Genomic DNA, 13,920 nt, shown 5'->3' on the forward strand with positions numbered 1-13,920 from the left:
TCTGTTACATCGCGTCCGTTTTCCGCAGGAAAAGACTCTCATCGATTGCCTGTCGTTGCGCGGCACATTCCCGCGCCAGAAAATCGATCAGCGTGCGCACCGATGGCAGCAAACCGCGCCGCGAAGGAAAAACGGCATGCACGATGCCCGATGCAGGGCGCCATCCTGACAGGACAGGAACCAATGTGCCGGCGGAAAGGTCCTGCCAGATCATCATCGTCGGCAATTGCACGATCCCGGCGCCGTCAAGCGCCGCATCGCGCAGGGCGGCCATGTCATCCGTGAGGAGACGGGGACGATGCGGGATGACCACCCGTTCACCATTCTCGCTTTCCAGCCGCCATTCGTAATTTTGCGAAGCGGATGTCCATGCAAGGCTCGGCAACCCGGCCAGATCGGCAGGCGTCGTGACAGGTGTTTTAAGGAGCCCCGGTCGCGCGACGAGATATTGCGAACTGTCGTCCAGTTTCCGCATCATCAGATCGGCCTGTTCCAGCGGCGGAAAACGCACGCGAATGGAAACATCGAACCGTTCGCCGATCACATCCACCCGGCGATTGGTACTCTCCAGATGCAGATCAACCTTGGGATAGGCGGTGAGAAATTTCGCGAACAGGGCGCCAAACTGGAATGAGATCAGCGCGGTGGGGCAGCTTACCCGCAACAGGCCCCGGGGTTCGTCGTGATGCTGCGCAATCAACGCATTCGCGGCCTCCGCCTCGACCAGAACAGCCAGGCAGCGACGATAATATTCCTGCCCGATATCGGTAACGGAGAAACGGCGTGAGGAACGCTGGATCAGGCGAACGCCCAGCCGCGCCTCCAGCAGCGTGATACGGCGGCTGAGCTTGGATTTCTGCAGGCCGATGGCGCGGCCGGCCGCGGCAAAACCGCCGTGGTCCACCACCTGCACGAAATAATAAAGATCATTCAAATCATCCATCGTCTCACTGATAGAACGCAGCGTCGATTATGACAACCTTTTCCCGATTTTGTTGCTGATATAGCTTTAATTCATTCCACAGACGCCGACCGCAAGACCAATCATACGGGCGGCGATCCAACCTCGGCTCATGAAAGGACACGTCAATGACCAAGCCATATGTACGTCTCAACAAGGACGATGTTGCCGTTCTTCTCGTCGACCATCAGACCGGCCTGCTGTCGCTGGTACGGGATTTCGATCCGGACAAGTTCAAGAACAACGTTCTTGCACTGGGCGATCTTGCAAAATATTTCAAACTTCCGACCGTTCTCACCACCAGCTTCGAAGACGGGCCGAACGGGCCGCTGGTGCCGGAACTGAAGGAACTGTTCCCTGACGCGCCTTACATCGCCCGCCCCGGCCAGATCAATGCCTGGGACAACGAGGACTTCGTCAAGGCGGTGAAGGCGACCGGCAAGAAGCAGCTGCTGATCGCTGGCGTCGTGACCGAAGTCTGCGTGGCCTTCCCCGCATTGTCAGCCATCGAGGCCGGTTTCGACGTATTTGTCGTCACCGACGCATCAGGCACCTTCAACGAGGTCACCCGCCATTCGGCATGGGACCGCATGAGTGCGGCCGGCGTGCAGCTGATGAGCTGGTTCGGAGTTGCCTGCGAACTGCATCGGGACTGGCGTAACGATATTGAAGGGCTGGGCGCGCTTTTCGCGAACCACATTCCCGACTACCGCAACCTGATGACCAGCTACAGCACGCTGACATCCAAAAAATAAACCGTCGCGGCAGCAGGCGAACACGCTGAACCTGCATCGAGACCATATAAGAAGGGTTTGCCCCCTTGTTGGACGGCGCCGGGCCAAAAGCCCGGCGTTTCCTGTCTTCGCAAAGCGCATTCCCGCGGATCGCAGGCCTGCCATTACGGTCCCGCCTGTTTCAATATTCTCACCGCCCGCTCAAGCTCCGCTTCCCTGAGGCTGGCAAAGCCGAACCTGAAAGCTTCCGGCGGATGCGCGGGATCAAGCGCGAAGCGAAGCCCGGGAAGAATGCCAAGGCCAAGCCGGCCAGCGTTCAGCGCCCAGCTTTCAGCACTCACCCCCGGACGTATGCGCAGCCAGATGGCCAGCCCACCGGCGGGCAGCGTGAAATCCGCCACTTCGGAAAAATGCTCGGCAAGCAGGGCGGCGGCATGATCCCGGCGCGCATGATAGATCCGGCGTGCCTTGCGTGCATGACGCTTGAGCGTGCCATCGAGGATCAACTCACCAAGGGCATGTTCCAGTGGCAGGTCACCCTGCCGGTCAACCGCTTCGCGCAGATCGGCCATCCGGCGCAGCAGGATCGGCGATGCAACCGCGTAGCCGATACGGATCCCCGGTGCGATGAGCTTGGAAAGCGACCCGATGTAAATAACAGGCGTTTCCGTCTCCGCTCTGGCAGCAAGCGGCAGGACCGGACGCCCATCGAAGCGATATTCATGGTCATAATCGTCCTCGATGATCGTCAGACGGTGACGGCGCGCCAGATCGAGCAAACGCAAACGCCTGGAGACGCTGAGGGTGGCAGTGGTGGGATATTGATGGTGCGGCGTGACATAAATGGCTCTGAGCGTTGCGTCTCGTGCCGCGAGCTGTTCCAGCGCATCAATATCGATCCCGCCGGCATCCACCGGCACCCCGACAGTCCGGGCTCCTGCCGCGCGGAATGCCGCCCAGGCCAGCGGATAACCCGGATTTTCAACCGCGATGGCCGAGCCCGGCTCGACACAGGTTGCGGCAGCGAGGAAAAGCGCCATCTGGCTGCCGCGTGTCACCATGATATCGCCGGCATCCGCCGCAAGCCCACGCTCGTCCTTGAGGTAGTCAGACAGCGTACTTCGCAGATGGGCGCTGCCGCGTGGATCGCCATAACCATGATCGGCGCTGAATACGGGCGAATTCAGCGCACGGCGAAATGCCTGCGCCAGCGGCACGGTCGGCGCCAAGCGGGAATCAGGCGCGCCATCGGAGAGGTTCAGCACCGGCTGCAAGCCAGATGCGGCACTGGCCTTCCTCGCACCGTCGGGCTCCTGTATGGGCCGGTGTTGTGCAAAGTCCGGCAAGTCTCTTGCAACGAATGTGCCCCGCGATGCCTCGGCCACCAGCCAGCCCTGCATCAGCAGCTCATGATAGGCCGCATCCACGGTATTCCTGTTCACACCGAGGTTTTTCGAAAGTGCGCGGGTACCCGGCAGGGGATCACCGGGTTTCAGCCGCCCGCGTTCGATCTCCGTAATGATCGCCTGCGCTATGGCAAGAAAGACAGGCTCCCCCTCCTTCTGCCGCCATTCGATCACAAGTGTCGCACCCTTGCCCATCCGGCATATCCATTTTCTCAAATCCGGCTCACTACACTAGGCCGGATAGGATTTATTGCATGGCAGATACCGGCGCGACAACCCCGCCGCTCCGATGAAGCCGAAAGGAAAATACGATGGCCGAGAAAGCAATATTCTATCATGCCGGATGCCCGGTCTGCGTCGATGCAGAACAGCGCTTCGCAGCCTCCCTCGACAAAAGCAAATTCGACGTCGAGATCGTTCATCTGGGAGAAAACAAGCTTCGCCTCGCGGAAGCCGAGCGGGCGGGCGTCAAGTCCGTGCCGGCTTTCGTTATCGAAGGCACCGTCTATCATATAAACCACGGCGCCGATCTTGCAGCCCTTCGCTGATGCCGGGAGCAGGATGATGCCGAAGACTGCAACAGCCATTCGCCACGTTCATTTCGAAGATCTGGGCAGTTTCGAAAGCGTGCTTTTCGAAGCCGGTTACGACCTGCGTTATTGCGATCTGGGTGAGGTGGATCTTGCAACCTTCAAGCCGACGGAACCGGATCTGCTCATCATACTGGGCGGTCCGGTCGGCGTTTACGAAACCGAGGCCTATCCCTTTCTTGTCGAGGAACGGGCCTTGATCCGCCATCGACTTTACACGGGGCGGCCGATCCTCGGCATCTGCCTCGGCGCGCAGCAGATCGCTGCTACACTCGGCGCCAATGTCGAGCCGATGGGCTACCAGGAAATCGGCTTTTCGGAACTGACGCTGACCGATGCGGGACGGCTGGGGCCGCTGCGGCATCTTGAGGGCGTCGCCATGCTGCATTGGCATGGCGATACCTTCGAAACCCCGAGGGAAGCGACCAATCTGGCAACAACGCCTCTTTGCGCAACGCAGGGCTTCGCGATTGATCGCAACGTCCTGGCGCTTCAGTTCCACCCCGAGGTTGATGCGGGTTCCGGCCTTGAAAAATGGCTCGTCGGCCATGCCGCTGAACTGGCGAATGCGGGGATCGATCCGCGCACCATGCGCAGGGATGCCCTGCGTCACGGACCAGCGCTGCGCGAAGCTGCCCGCAGGATGTTCGCCGAATGGCTGCAGGACCTCGATCTCGAAAACGAAATGGGCCACTACAACACGCACAGGCTGGCTCACACATGACCTGCACTCCCGAAAAGACGAACACTCTTGCCACCAATCTCTCCAGCGTCACGGCGCGGATCGCCGCCGCCGCGTCGCGCGCCGGCCGGCCAGCCGAAGCGGTCCGCTTCGTGCTGGTCACGAAAACGATCGAGGCCGAGCGCGTCCGTGAGGCCATCCGGCTCGGCGCAGGCGATCTCGGTGAAAACAAGGTGCAGGAAGGGCGCAGCAAGGCCGAAGCGCTTTCCGGCGAACCGGCGCAATGGTCGATGATCGGCCATCTTCAGTCCAACAAGGTCAAGGATGTCCTGCGCTTCGCCTCTGAAGTACAGTCGCTCGACCGCCTGTCATTGGCGACAGCGCTTGAAAAGCGCCTGCAGTTTCTGGGGCGCGGTCTGGACGTGCTGGTGCAGGTCAATACATCCGGCGAAGCCAGCAAGTTCGGCCTGACGCCCGATGCCGTGGCTCCTTTTCTCAAGGAGCTCACCGCATTTGACGCATTGCGCCCAAGGGGCTTCATGACGCTGGCAACCTTCACGCCGGAAGAAACGGAGGTACGCCGTTGCTTCCGTGTTCTACGCGACATCCGCGACCGTGCGCTTTGCGATGCACCGCAAGGATCCGCGCTGACGGAACTGTCGATGGGGATGTCGGGAGATTTTGAATGGGCGATTGAAGAGGGCGCGACGATCATCCGCGTTGGCCAGGCAGTTTTCGGCCGACGGCTGCTTTCTGCGTCCCATTACTGGCCCGGCGCTGCGGGAGCTATGTGAGGTATCCGGAGGCGGCGATGTTGGACGGCTTTCTTGTCTGTCTTGTTTCTTGATCTGGTTGCAGGAGCCTGACTGCACGGAGACTTGTAAATGCAGCTCGATAGGTCCGGCATTGGCAGAAATCATTTTCTCCTCCGACTCGCACTGAAAGAAACCAGGCGCTCCATGTGGAATGGTATCCGATGCGGGGCCATCTCCAGACAGTCTGATTTCGGAGGTCAGGCATCGATAAGCTGTCGCTAGGCATGCTGTGCCCTTGCCAACTGTTTCCGACTCCATTTTGGCAACTTGCGCTTCGCTCGGGCAACGGCCGCTTGCTGCCTACACGGTTATCGGGCGGTGGAGCAGGCGACAGGCTTGTTTTGAGTATGATCCGCGATCCTCAAACCAGCGATGCTCCAACCCGTCGATCTGCACCAGCGCGCCATAGGCTTCGCGTCACAACCGCGGCTGATAAAATCTCCGGCGCTGCCTGCGTGACAGCCATGGTCCGGCCTCTGACATCCGGCCGCGCACCGTCTCGCGCAGTCAACTTCTCCGTCGCCAAGGTCGGCCCGAAATCCGCATAACGTTCGCAAACCAGCGTCATCGCATAATCCCGAACCCCGTCGCTGATCCGATTGTTCGATGGCCGGCCGATCGCCTTGCGCCGGATCGACGCCGCGCCGCCAATTCGTATCCGCTCCAGCACCCAACGCACCTGGAGCGTGTCCAGGTCAAGCACGTGTGTCGCTGACACCATGGTCATCCGACCGGCGTCACTTTTGATAAAATTCCGATCCGCCGCAGATCGCGCTCGCTCATCGCCATCGATCCCATCCGCAATCTCCCAGGCATCGTTCAAACCCGGGGAACGTGACATTCCGCCTTTGCGGCATGCGTTTATGTTGCCTTCATATAGGCTATAAATAGAATAGCGAGATTCGACGTTATAAAACGCACTGACTTGCGCCATTTTGACCTCCGCCAGAAAGCTGAAGGGAGGCGCATATGCTCATGATCAATTCACAGGAAACAGCCGGTCTTTTGCCGTTTGACGGGCTCATCAAAGCGCTTGCTTCCGCCTTCGCGGAAGGTTGCGAGATGCCGGTCCGGCACCATCACACGATCGATGTGCCAGATGAGGCCGCCGCGACACTGCTGTTGATGCCCGCCTGGCATGGCTCCCAGCGGTCCTCTCGTTATCTGGGGATCAAGATCGTCACCGTTTTTCCTGGAAATGCTAACAGAAACCTGCCGGGACTGACCTCGACCTATATGCTTTACGACGCACAGACCGGCATCCAACTGGCCACACTGGACGGCAATGTCATTACCGGCCGCCGGACTGTTGCGGCGTCGGCGCTTGCAGCGGATTATCTGGCGCGCAAGAATGCCAGCCGGCTTTTGGTGTTGGGCGCCGGCCGCGTCGCGAGCCTCATTCCCGACGCCTACCGGGCCATCAGACCACTTGAGCAGGTGGCCGTCTGGGATATCGATCGTGGCAATGCCGAACGGCTGGCGCAAACCATCGAAGCGTCGGGGCTTGCGGCCACGGTGGTCGATGATCTGGAGAGGGCGGTTGCCGAGGCCGATATCGTCAGCGCCGCGACGCTCGCCACCACGCCGCTCATCCGGGGCGCATGGCTGCGCCCCGGCACGCATGTCGATCTCATCGGTGGCTTCACACCCGGCATGCGCGAGGCGGATGACGAGGCCATAAGCCGTGCCTCGGTCTTTATCGACACGGAGGAAGCGCTGCACGAAGCGGGCGATCTCGTTCAACCGATCGAAGCGGGCCTGTTTTCTGAGGAGAGCGTCAGATCCACACTTGCCGGACTTTGCAGGGCAAACCGGTTTGCGCGCAGTGGTGACGATGAGATCACGCTCTATAAGGCTGTCGGAACCGCACTTGCCGATCTTGCGGCGGCCACCATGGTCTATGAGGCCGCGACGCTGAACAGAAAAGGATGACAGACATGGCCAAACGCGAAATCCTTGAAGTGCCGGTGGTTTCAGAGGCGGTCCGCCGGCTGGGAGCGCCGACCTCGGCGCTTGTCCGCTCCGGCAACATCATCGCCACCTGCGGCATGCCGCCCGTCGATCTTGAAACGGGCGACATCGTCAGGGGCGATATCGCCGCCCAGACGCGGGCCACGCTGGAAGCCCTGCGGGTGACACTGGCCACAGCGGGCGCCACCTTCGAAGATGTGATCAAGACCACCATCTATGTCACCGATGCAGCGCTGATGGGAACAGTGAACGACATATACCGCGAATATTTCGCAGCCGGTTTTCCGGCGCGCACCTCGGCAACCATCAAACCCTGGCCCTTGCCCTTCGATATCGAAATCGAGTGCCTCGCTGTCCTCTGAGGTCAGGTGGGCATGAAAAAAGGGGGCGTCGGCCGGATCGGCTGACGCGCCCACAAGCATTTCCCAGGGCGCAAGATTGCAGGTCGGCTTTACGTGGACTGCTCCAGCGGTGAAAGTCCATAAACCGCCACGATATCTTCCCCCTTTTCGAGCCTTGCAACGATGCCGGGCTCCTTTTCCTGAATGGCGAAAGCATGCCGTGCCGTTGCCAATGCTTCCTCGGGTGGCAAAATGCACACGCCGTTTTCATCGGCCAGCACGATATCGCCGTTCTGAACCTTGACCCCGCCGCAGACAACCGGCCCCGCGACATTTCCCCGACCTCTGAGCTTGGTGGTGACGGGCGAGCGCCCCCGGCACCAGACCGGCAAGCCGGCGCTGCGGATCGAACCAATATCCGTGACATAACCATCGAGGATGATGGCGGTGACACCACGCGCGAGCGCTGCGGCGGTCATGACCGCGCCCCAACAGGCGTGCCGATCGTCGCTCAGTCGCTCGATAACGAGGATATCGCCGGGCATGGCGCGGGAAAGAGCATGCGGAAGCGCCGTTCCGTCATCTCCCGGCAGGCTGACGGTCAGCGCGCGACCGGCGATGCGAACGCCATCGATGACGCATTGCATCGCCGGATCCATAAATCCATCCGATCTGAAATGACCGATCGTCGCCGTCTCGACGCTCCGGAGCAGTTCGAGCGCCTCATTGATTGTGTCTGGACTTTCCATTGACTTCTCCAAAAGAAAGACGCCGGCGTGGGGCCGGCGTCCGTGATATGGCAATATGGATCAGTTGGTCTTGGCCAGATCGCGTTTCACGGTCTCGGTCAGCGCCAGCAGGGCGACGGCAGAGAGCAGCGCGGAGCCGATCATGTACCACGCAACGGATGCGCCGCTGCCGGTTGCGGAAAGCAGCCAGGTGGTGATGACGGGAGTAAGCGCGCTGCCCAGAACCCCCGAGAGCATATAGGCGATGGACAGGCCCGAATAGCGAACCTTGGTGCCGAAAAGTTCGGCGAGGAAGGTGGCGATCGGGCCGTAATTGGCGGCAAAGGCCGTCATCATCAGCAGGTAGCCCGCAAGTGCGCCGGCAAAGGTGGCGGTATCCATCAGCCAGAACATCGGGAAAGCGACGAGCGCTTCGGCCAGAATGCCGCCGAGAATGACCGGCCGGCGGCCGATCTTGTCGGAAAGCAGGCCGAAGAGCGGCAGCAGGAAAATACACGCCATGCAGGAAATCAGCACGATCACCAGCATTTCGTTGCGGGAGATGTTGAGCGCCTGCGTACCATAGCTCAGACCGAAGGCGACGATAAGGTTGAAGGACGATCCGGTGGACATGGTGGCAATGCCGCCAAGAAGAACCGTCTTCCAGGATTTGGAAAGCAGTTCGAAGAAGGGCACGCGCACGGTCGCCTCTTCGGTCTTCACCTTGGCGAAGGACGGCGTTTCGGCGGTGTTGAGCCGAACATAGGCACCGACAGCGACCAGAAGAATGCTGACGAGGAACGGAATGCGCCAGCCCCAGGAAATCAGGTCCTCGGGCGCCATCGTGAAACCAATGGCAAGGAAAGCGAGGTTGGCGATCAATGTGCCGGCCGGAACACCGATCTGCACCCAGGAGCCATAAAGGCCGCGCCGGTTCTGCGGCGCGTGCTCGACCGCCATCAGCACCGCCCCGCCCCATTCGCCGCCGAGCGCAAGACCCTGCACGACGCGCAGCGCCAAAAGTAGGATGGGCGCCCAGACGCCGATCTGTTCGTAGTTCGGCAGAAGGCCGATGGCGAAGGTCGCAACACCCATCATGATCAGGGAAACAAGCAGCATCGACTTGCGGCCGATCCTGTCACCGAAATGGCCGAAAAGCGCTGCCCCGACGATGCGGGCGAGGTAGGCCGAGGCGAAGGTGCCGAAAGCCAGAAGCGTGCCGACGATTGCGTCGAAGCTTGGAAAGAAGACCTTGTTGAAGACCAGTGCCGAAGCGGTGGCGAAGACGAAAAGATCGTACCATTCGACGGTGGTGCCGATGACGCTTGCGACGGCGATCCGCCGAACGCCGACCGGCTGTTTTTCGACGGAGCCCACGAGTGCGGTTTCCCCTTGCATGAACATTCCCCTTTATGTTGCCGTGAAGGAAAACGGGGAAACGACGAAGCGGAGCGGCCGCATGCCGAAGGCATGAGATGCCGATAGCCATTTCCGGCGGAGCAACCGTTTTTCGGTTCTCTCCGTCAGTCCGACATGCTGCGATGTTCCCCTGTTTTGCGCAATGATGGGAAAGCGGGAGGCTCCCGACAAATAGATAATGCAGATTTCTTCCATAGGGCGGCGCTATAGACCAAATCCTGAGCATTTTCGGGCATCTCGGCGCCGAATATAAATTTTGAAATAGATAATAAAATCAGGGAAATATCGCAGGCACTGTTTTTCTTTGCCGCTCGGCTGCGCAGCCCCTGCCTGTCTTTTGACCGGCTGAAATTTCTTTTTCGACCGGAAAAAACGCCACTCTTATTCTAAGTATCGAATCTATCTATTTTTGAATTTTCCGGTTTGGTCTTATCCCCTTTGTCACTCCATGGACTGAAAAGAGGTCGCCTGCGGGCTGCCGGTTACGCCGGGGCATTGCAGCAGCGAGACCATAACAGGGGACCGAAATGAAGAGATTGAGCAATATCCGGCCAGACATGTCACGCCTTTGGGCAACGCTGATGCGTTCCGCCGAAATCGGCGCGACCGAAAAGGGCGGCCTGAAGCGGCTGGCGCTTTCCGACGAGGATGCGGCGATGCGTCACCAGTTCATTCACTGGTGCGAGGAGGCGGGCCTGACGGTCAGGGTCGACGCCGTCGGCAATATCTTCGCCGAACGGGCAGGAGCCGATGCGGATGCCAAGCCCGTACTGGTCGGCAGCCACCTCGACACGCAGGTTCATGGCGGCCGCTTCGACGGTATTCTTGGCGTGCTGGCCGGGCTGGAACTCGTGCGCACACTGAATGACCATGCCATTGCCACACGCCGGCCGATCACCCTTGTGAACTGGACCAACGAGGAAGGCGCGCGTTTCGAGCCGCCGATGATCGGTTCGGCGGTTTTTACCGGCGCCAAGGCGGCGGAATTCGCCTATTCCCGCAAGGATCGCGATGGCTTTACGCTTGGCGGCGAGTTGGAGCGCATCGGTTTCAAGGGTAAAGACGCGATTTCGGCGGAGGCTTTCGACAGTCTGTTCGAGCTGCATATCGAACAGGGGCCGCGCCTGGAGGCAGCGGGCAAACAACTCGGTATCGTCACCGGCGCCTTCGGCGTGCGTGGTTTCGTGGTGGAAGTACACGGCGAAACCGGCCATGTCGGCCCAACGCCGATGCCGGCGCGCAAGAACGCGCTGGTGGGCGCGGCTGAGGTGACGCTGGCAATCAACGAGATCGGCTGGGCCAATCACGAGACCGGCGGCAAGTCCACGACGATGCGCATCAGGGCGGAACCCAATCTCCTTGGCGCGCTGCCGAATTTCGTGGAAATGACCTGCGACATGCGCCACCCCGATGATGCGGTGGTCAGCACCATGTTTGATGCCTTCAAGGCGAGACTTCCCGAGCTGGAAGAGCGGTCCCGTTGCAGGATCGTCGTCAAGGAAGGCTGGGCCTATGGCGGCATGCATTTTGACGCCGGCTGCATCGAACTCATCCGCAATGCCACGGGTGCTTTCGGTTATTCCTCGATGGACCTTCTCACCGAGGCAGGGCATGACGCCATGCATGTCGCCGAATATCTGCCGACAGCGATGATCTTCACCCCGTGCGAGGGCGGTCTTTCCCACAACGAGGCGGAAAATGTCACGGTTGCTGACATCGAACCCGGTGTGAACGTTCTCGTTCAGGCCGTGCTGGAACGCGCAAACCGGGCGGACTGAGCTGGAGCGCTTTCGCTTTTCTATGAAGCGCGAAAGGGCTCCAATACCCTGTTTTAGCGTATTCCCGACCGGCAATGCCGGGTCCGGTTTCGTTGGAAAATACTTTAAATGGAACGGCGAACGGTGTGATCACTTTTCGCCGTTTTCCTATTCTCCACCCGGTTCCACAAGGGCGGCCGCAGCCTGGGCATCGAAAAGCTCGTTTTCGAAAATCGTCAGGAACGCCTGCTCGGCGCCGCCGAGTTCCATATCGGGGTTGCGGAGGAAATAGGCGTCGGCTCCCAGCGAATCCTGAAGCAGCGGGATCTGCCAAAGCTCGTCTTCCTCAAAACCGCGCGCCGCATCCAGTGGCAGAATGCCCACGCCGATGCCGGCGATGATCATTCGCCGGACTTCTTCCATATGCGGGCTGGAGCCGACGGTCCATTTGCCGAGCCCCACGCCGTCGCGGAGGGCGATCATCGGCTCCAGCGCGCCGCCTTCCTGGCTGCAGGCGAAGGCCACGAAGGCTTCCTGCCGCAATTCCTCCATGGTGATGTCGCCACGGCCGTAAAAGGGATGGGAAGCACCGCAATAAATCCCGAATGTTTCCCTGAGCAGAAATTTGCAGTCCATTCCGGCGAGCGGTTTCGGCAGCAGGCAAATCCCGAAGGTAGCCTGTTTTTGGCCGATGGCGCGAACGATATCCTGCGTATTGGCGACATCGATGCGGATGGTGACGGATGGATGGCGCCGCCGCAATTGACGAAGAGCCTGATCGAGCTGTGGAAGCACGAGATTGGTGACAATGAGGACACGCACCTGACCCGTCAGATCATCCGCCTCGGTCGACAGTTTTTCGCCGATACGTTCGACACGCAGGAAAATTTCGGCACATTCCTGGCGAAGCATTTCACCCTGGACCGTCAGCACGAAACGGCGGCTGTCGCGCTGAATCAACTGGCACCCCAGCGTTTCCTCCAGCTTTTGCAGGGCCGCAGTTACGGAAGGCTGGCGCACGAAAAGCCGGTTGGCCGCCCGTGTGATGCTGCCTTCCTCAACGATGACCAGAAAGGTCCGCAGCAGGTTCCAGTTCAAATGCTGGATGCGGGGCGTGTTGTTTGGCAACTATCGATCCTCAAAAACAGCGTTGGCGGTTTCGCTATAGTTTATTCCTGAACCAATAGCGATTCTTCATCGGAGAGTTCGACTACCCGGCTTGCGAAATGGCGGCGTCAACCTGCCAGACACTTTCTTGGCCTTCAGGACAATGGCATGTGTTTTTTGTGCCGGAAAAGATGGGAGCGTCAGATATTCCCGGTCAAAAACCTGGCCGCCAATTTCCACCGTATCAAAAACCGATATGCCAAAGGCACTCTCAGCAAGGTATGGGCCTGCAAAGAGATATCGAGCAGCATAACCACTGACAACGGCTGGAGCGGTGAGCGACGTTTGCCGAAGGTGCCCAGGGGGTACATATTCTGGCACAGGGCATTATTGCAGCCTCAAGCATGCTTCACCCCGAGGCCCCACAGACCGGGCAAGCGCATTGTTACCCGCTCAGATTTTGGGATAAATAGGCTAGTCTTGAAAAACTGATCCATCTGCGGAGCAATAGAAATGATGCATCTCGACGACATGGCCCTGTTCGTTGAGGTCGTAAAAATGAAGAGCTTCCGCCGGGCGGCCGATAGCCTCAGTATGCCAAACTCCACGCTGTCTCGCCGGATTAGCGGGCTGGAGAAGAGCATCGGTTTGAGGCTCCTTCATCGGACCACCCGGAAGATCGAACTGACTGAGGCGGGGCAGATTTATTTCGAACGCTGCAAGCGCATTGTCGATGAGGCGCGGCTTGCGCATGAGCAACTTGGCGAGATGCTGGAGCAACCGAGCGGCATCTTGCGCGCTTCACTGCCGGTCGACTTTGCAACGACATATCTTGCACCGCTGATCGCCAAGTTCTCTGTTTGCTATCCGGGCATCAGCTTCGAATTCGATCTTACGCCGCGAAACGTAGATCTGGTCGCGGAACCGTTCGACGTTGCGATCCGTATGGGATCGCAATCGGATTCCGCTCTTATAGCGCGCCCCTTGGCCAAGCTAACGCCTTACCTTTATGCTTCGCCCAAATACCTTGAACGGTTCGGTGAACCGACCCAGCCTTCGGATCTCTCACGGCACGAATGCCTCGACTTTCCGAAGGCGGCACACTGGAAGTTGAACAATGGAAGTCATTCTGTCGAAATTCCAGTCGGCAGCCGGTTCCACCTCAACAGCCGAGGCATGATCTGCCGCCTTGCAACACTTGATCTCGGCATCACCCTCATCCCGCCGGAGGTTGTCGCAGAGTATCTCGCCGATGGTCGGCTGCGTCGTATCCTTCCCGAGTGGCAGGGGACGTCCTTGCCGGTCTATGCGCTTACCGAGACACGGTTGTTGCCAGCAAAAACCCAGCGTTTCATCGAATTCCTGCGCGAGCATCTGAAGCAAGCATGAGCCGGATCGTACACCACAAT

Annotated in this window: 13 protein-coding genes and 1 pseudogene; 8 read left to right on the plus strand and 6 right to left on the minus strand. The window is 59.6% G+C overall.

Annotated features, from left to right (window positions below):
• Positions 1 to 4 precede the first annotated feature (4 nt).
• Positions 5 to 943, minus strand: coding sequence for a LysR substrate-binding domain-containing protein (locus N434_RS05010; RefSeq protein WP_110756398.1), 939 nt, complete (start codon positions 941 to 943; stop codon positions 5 to 7).
• Positions 944 to 1,089: 146 nt separating this feature from the next.
• Here N434_RS05010 and ycaC point away from each other — a divergent pair, with 146 nt between their 5' ends.
• Positions 1,090 to 1,716, plus strand: a complete 627-nt coding sequence (ycaC, locus tag N434_RS05015) for an isochorismate family cysteine hydrolase YcaC (protein ID WP_065114162.1) — start codon at positions 1,090 to 1,092, stop codon at positions 1,714 to 1,716.
• Between the two features lie 143 nt (positions 1,717 to 1,859).
• Here the strand turns inward: ycaC and pdxR are convergent, their stop codons facing one another.
• The gene (gene pdxR, locus N434_RS05020) at positions 1,860 to 3,296 is read right to left on the minus strand and encodes a MocR-like pyridoxine biosynthesis transcription factor PdxR (protein WP_110756400.1); all 1,437 of its coding nucleotides are present in this window, start codon (positions 3,294 to 3,296) and stop codon (positions 1,860 to 1,862) included.
• Positions 3,297 to 3,412: 116 nt separating this feature from the next.
• On the opposite strand from pdxR, the gene N434_RS05025 reads away from it, so the two are divergent.
• The 3 genes from N434_RS05025 to N434_RS05035 are packed head-to-tail and all read left to right on the plus strand — an operon-like array spanning position 3,413 to position 5,167.
• The gene (locus N434_RS05025) at positions 3,413 to 3,649 is read left to right on the plus strand and encodes a thioredoxin family protein (protein ID WP_065114164.1); all 237 of its coding nucleotides are present in this window, start codon (positions 3,413 to 3,415) and stop codon (positions 3,647 to 3,649) included.
• A gap of 16 nt (positions 3,650 to 3,665) precedes the next feature.
• The gene (locus N434_RS05030; protein ID WP_110756498.1) at positions 3,666 to 4,415 is read left to right on the plus strand and encodes a glutamine amidotransferase; all 750 of its coding nucleotides are present in this window, start codon (positions 3,666 to 3,668) and stop codon (positions 4,413 to 4,415) included.
• Positions 4,412 to 5,167, plus strand: coding sequence for a YggS family pyridoxal phosphate-dependent enzyme (locus tag N434_RS05035; protein WP_110756401.1), 756 nt, complete (start codon positions 4,412 to 4,414; stop codon positions 5,165 to 5,167). Before N434_RS05030 ends, N434_RS05035 begins: the two co-directional genes overlap by 4 nt.
• A gap of 372 nt (positions 5,168 to 5,539) precedes the next feature.
• Here the strand turns inward: N434_RS05035 and N434_RS05040 are convergent.
• A pseudogene (locus N434_RS05040) lies at positions 5,540 to 5,986 on the minus strand (transposase family protein); the annotation flags it as partial.
• Between the two features lie 171 nt (positions 5,987 to 6,157).
• On the opposite strand from N434_RS05040, the gene lhpI reads away from it, so the two are divergent.
• Complete coding sequence (lhpI, locus tag N434_RS05045) at positions 6,158 to 7,120, plus strand: bifunctional Delta(1)-pyrroline-2-carboxylate/Delta(1)-piperideine-2-carboxylate reductase (RefSeq protein WP_110756403.1); 963 nt, start codon at positions 6,158 to 6,160, stop codon at positions 7,118 to 7,120.
• Positions 7,117 to 7,521 carry a RidA family protein gene (locus N434_RS05050; RefSeq protein WP_110756404.1) on the plus strand — a complete coding sequence of 135 codons (405 nt, stop codon included), beginning with the start codon at positions 7,117 to 7,119 and terminating at the stop codon, positions 7,519 to 7,521. The genes lhpI and N434_RS05050 overlap by 4 nt, the downstream gene beginning before the upstream one ends.
• A gap of 89 nt (positions 7,522 to 7,610) precedes the next feature.
• Here N434_RS05050 and N434_RS05055 read toward each other — a convergent pair whose 3' ends face one another.
• Complete coding sequence (locus tag N434_RS05055) at positions 7,611 to 8,249, minus strand: RraA family protein (protein ID WP_110756406.1); 639 nt, start codon at positions 8,247 to 8,249, stop codon at positions 7,611 to 7,613.
• Between the two features lie 60 nt (positions 8,250 to 8,309).
• Positions 8,310 to 9,626, minus strand: coding sequence for an MFS transporter (locus N434_RS05060; protein ID WP_246753462.1), 1,317 nt, complete (start codon positions 9,624 to 9,626; stop codon positions 8,310 to 8,312).
• Positions 9,627 to 10,174: 548 nt separating this feature from the next.
• On the opposite strand from N434_RS05060, the gene N434_RS05070 reads away from it, so the two are divergent.
• Positions 10,175 to 11,425, plus strand: a complete 1,251-nt coding sequence (locus tag N434_RS05070; RefSeq protein WP_110756412.1) for a Zn-dependent hydrolase — start codon at positions 10,175 to 10,177, stop codon at positions 11,423 to 11,425.
• A gap of 147 nt (positions 11,426 to 11,572) precedes the next feature.
• On the opposite strand, the gene N434_RS05075 is transcribed toward N434_RS05070, so the two are convergent.
• Positions 11,573 to 12,532, minus strand: coding sequence for a LysR family transcriptional regulator (locus N434_RS05075; RefSeq protein WP_065114173.1), 960 nt, complete (start codon positions 12,530 to 12,532; stop codon positions 11,573 to 11,575).
• A gap of 492 nt (positions 12,533 to 13,024) precedes the next feature.
• On the opposite strand from N434_RS05075, the gene N434_RS05080 reads away from it, so the two are divergent.
• Positions 13,025 to 13,900 carry a LysR family transcriptional regulator gene (locus N434_RS05080; RefSeq protein WP_181423878.1) on the plus strand — a complete coding sequence of 292 codons (876 nt, stop codon included), beginning with the start codon at positions 13,025 to 13,027 and terminating at the stop codon, positions 13,898 to 13,900.
• Positions 13,901 to 13,920 lie beyond the last annotated feature (20 nt).

Source organism: Rhizobium sp. UGM030330-04 (assembly GCF_003208455.1).
Taxonomy (GTDB): domain Bacteria; phylum Pseudomonadota; class Alphaproteobacteria; order Rhizobiales; family Rhizobiaceae; genus Agrobacterium; species Agrobacterium rhizogenes_A.

Coding starts and splice junctions, on each gene's coding strand:
- ycaC (WP_065114162.1), top strand. CDS start 1,090: ATGACCAAGCCATATGTACGTCTCAACAAGGACGATGTTGCCGTTCTT.
- N434_RS05025 (WP_065114164.1), top strand. CDS start 3,413: ATGGCCGAGAAAGCAATATTCTATCATGCCGGATGCCCGGTCTGCGTC.
- N434_RS05070 (WP_110756412.1), top strand. CDS start 10,175: ATGAAGAGATTGAGCAATATCCGGCCAGACATGTCACGCCTTTGGGCA.
- N434_RS05080 (WP_181423878.1), top strand. CDS start 13,025: ATGATGCATCTCGACGACATGGCCCTGTTCGTTGAGGTCGTAAAAATG.
- lhpI (WP_110756403.1), top strand. CDS start 6,158: ATGCTCATGATCAATTCACAGGAAACAGCCGGTCTTTTGCCGTTTGAC.
- N434_RS05035 (WP_110756401.1), top strand. CDS start 4,412: ATGACCTGCACTCCCGAAAAGACGAACACTCTTGCCACCAATCTCTCC.
- N434_RS05060 (WP_246753462.1), bottom strand. CDS start 9,626: ATGCAAGGGGAAACCGCACTCGTGGGCTCCGTCGAAAAACAGCCGGTC.
- N434_RS05010 (WP_110756398.1), bottom strand. CDS start 943: ATGGATGATTTGAATGATCTTTATTATTTCGTGCAGGTGGTGGACCAC.
- pdxR (WP_110756400.1), bottom strand. CDS start 3,296: ATGGGCAAGGGTGCGACACTTGTGATCGAATGGCGGCAGAAGGAGGGG.
- N434_RS05050 (WP_110756404.1), top strand. CDS start 7,117: ATGACAGACATGGCCAAACGCGAAATCCTTGAAGTGCCGGTGGTTTCA.
- N434_RS05030 (WP_110756498.1), top strand. CDS start 3,666: ATGCCGAAGACTGCAACAGCCATTCGCCACGTTCATTTCGAAGATCTG.
- N434_RS05055 (WP_110756406.1), bottom strand. CDS start 8,249: ATGGAAAGTCCAGACACAATCAATGAGGCGCTCGAACTGCTCCGGAGC.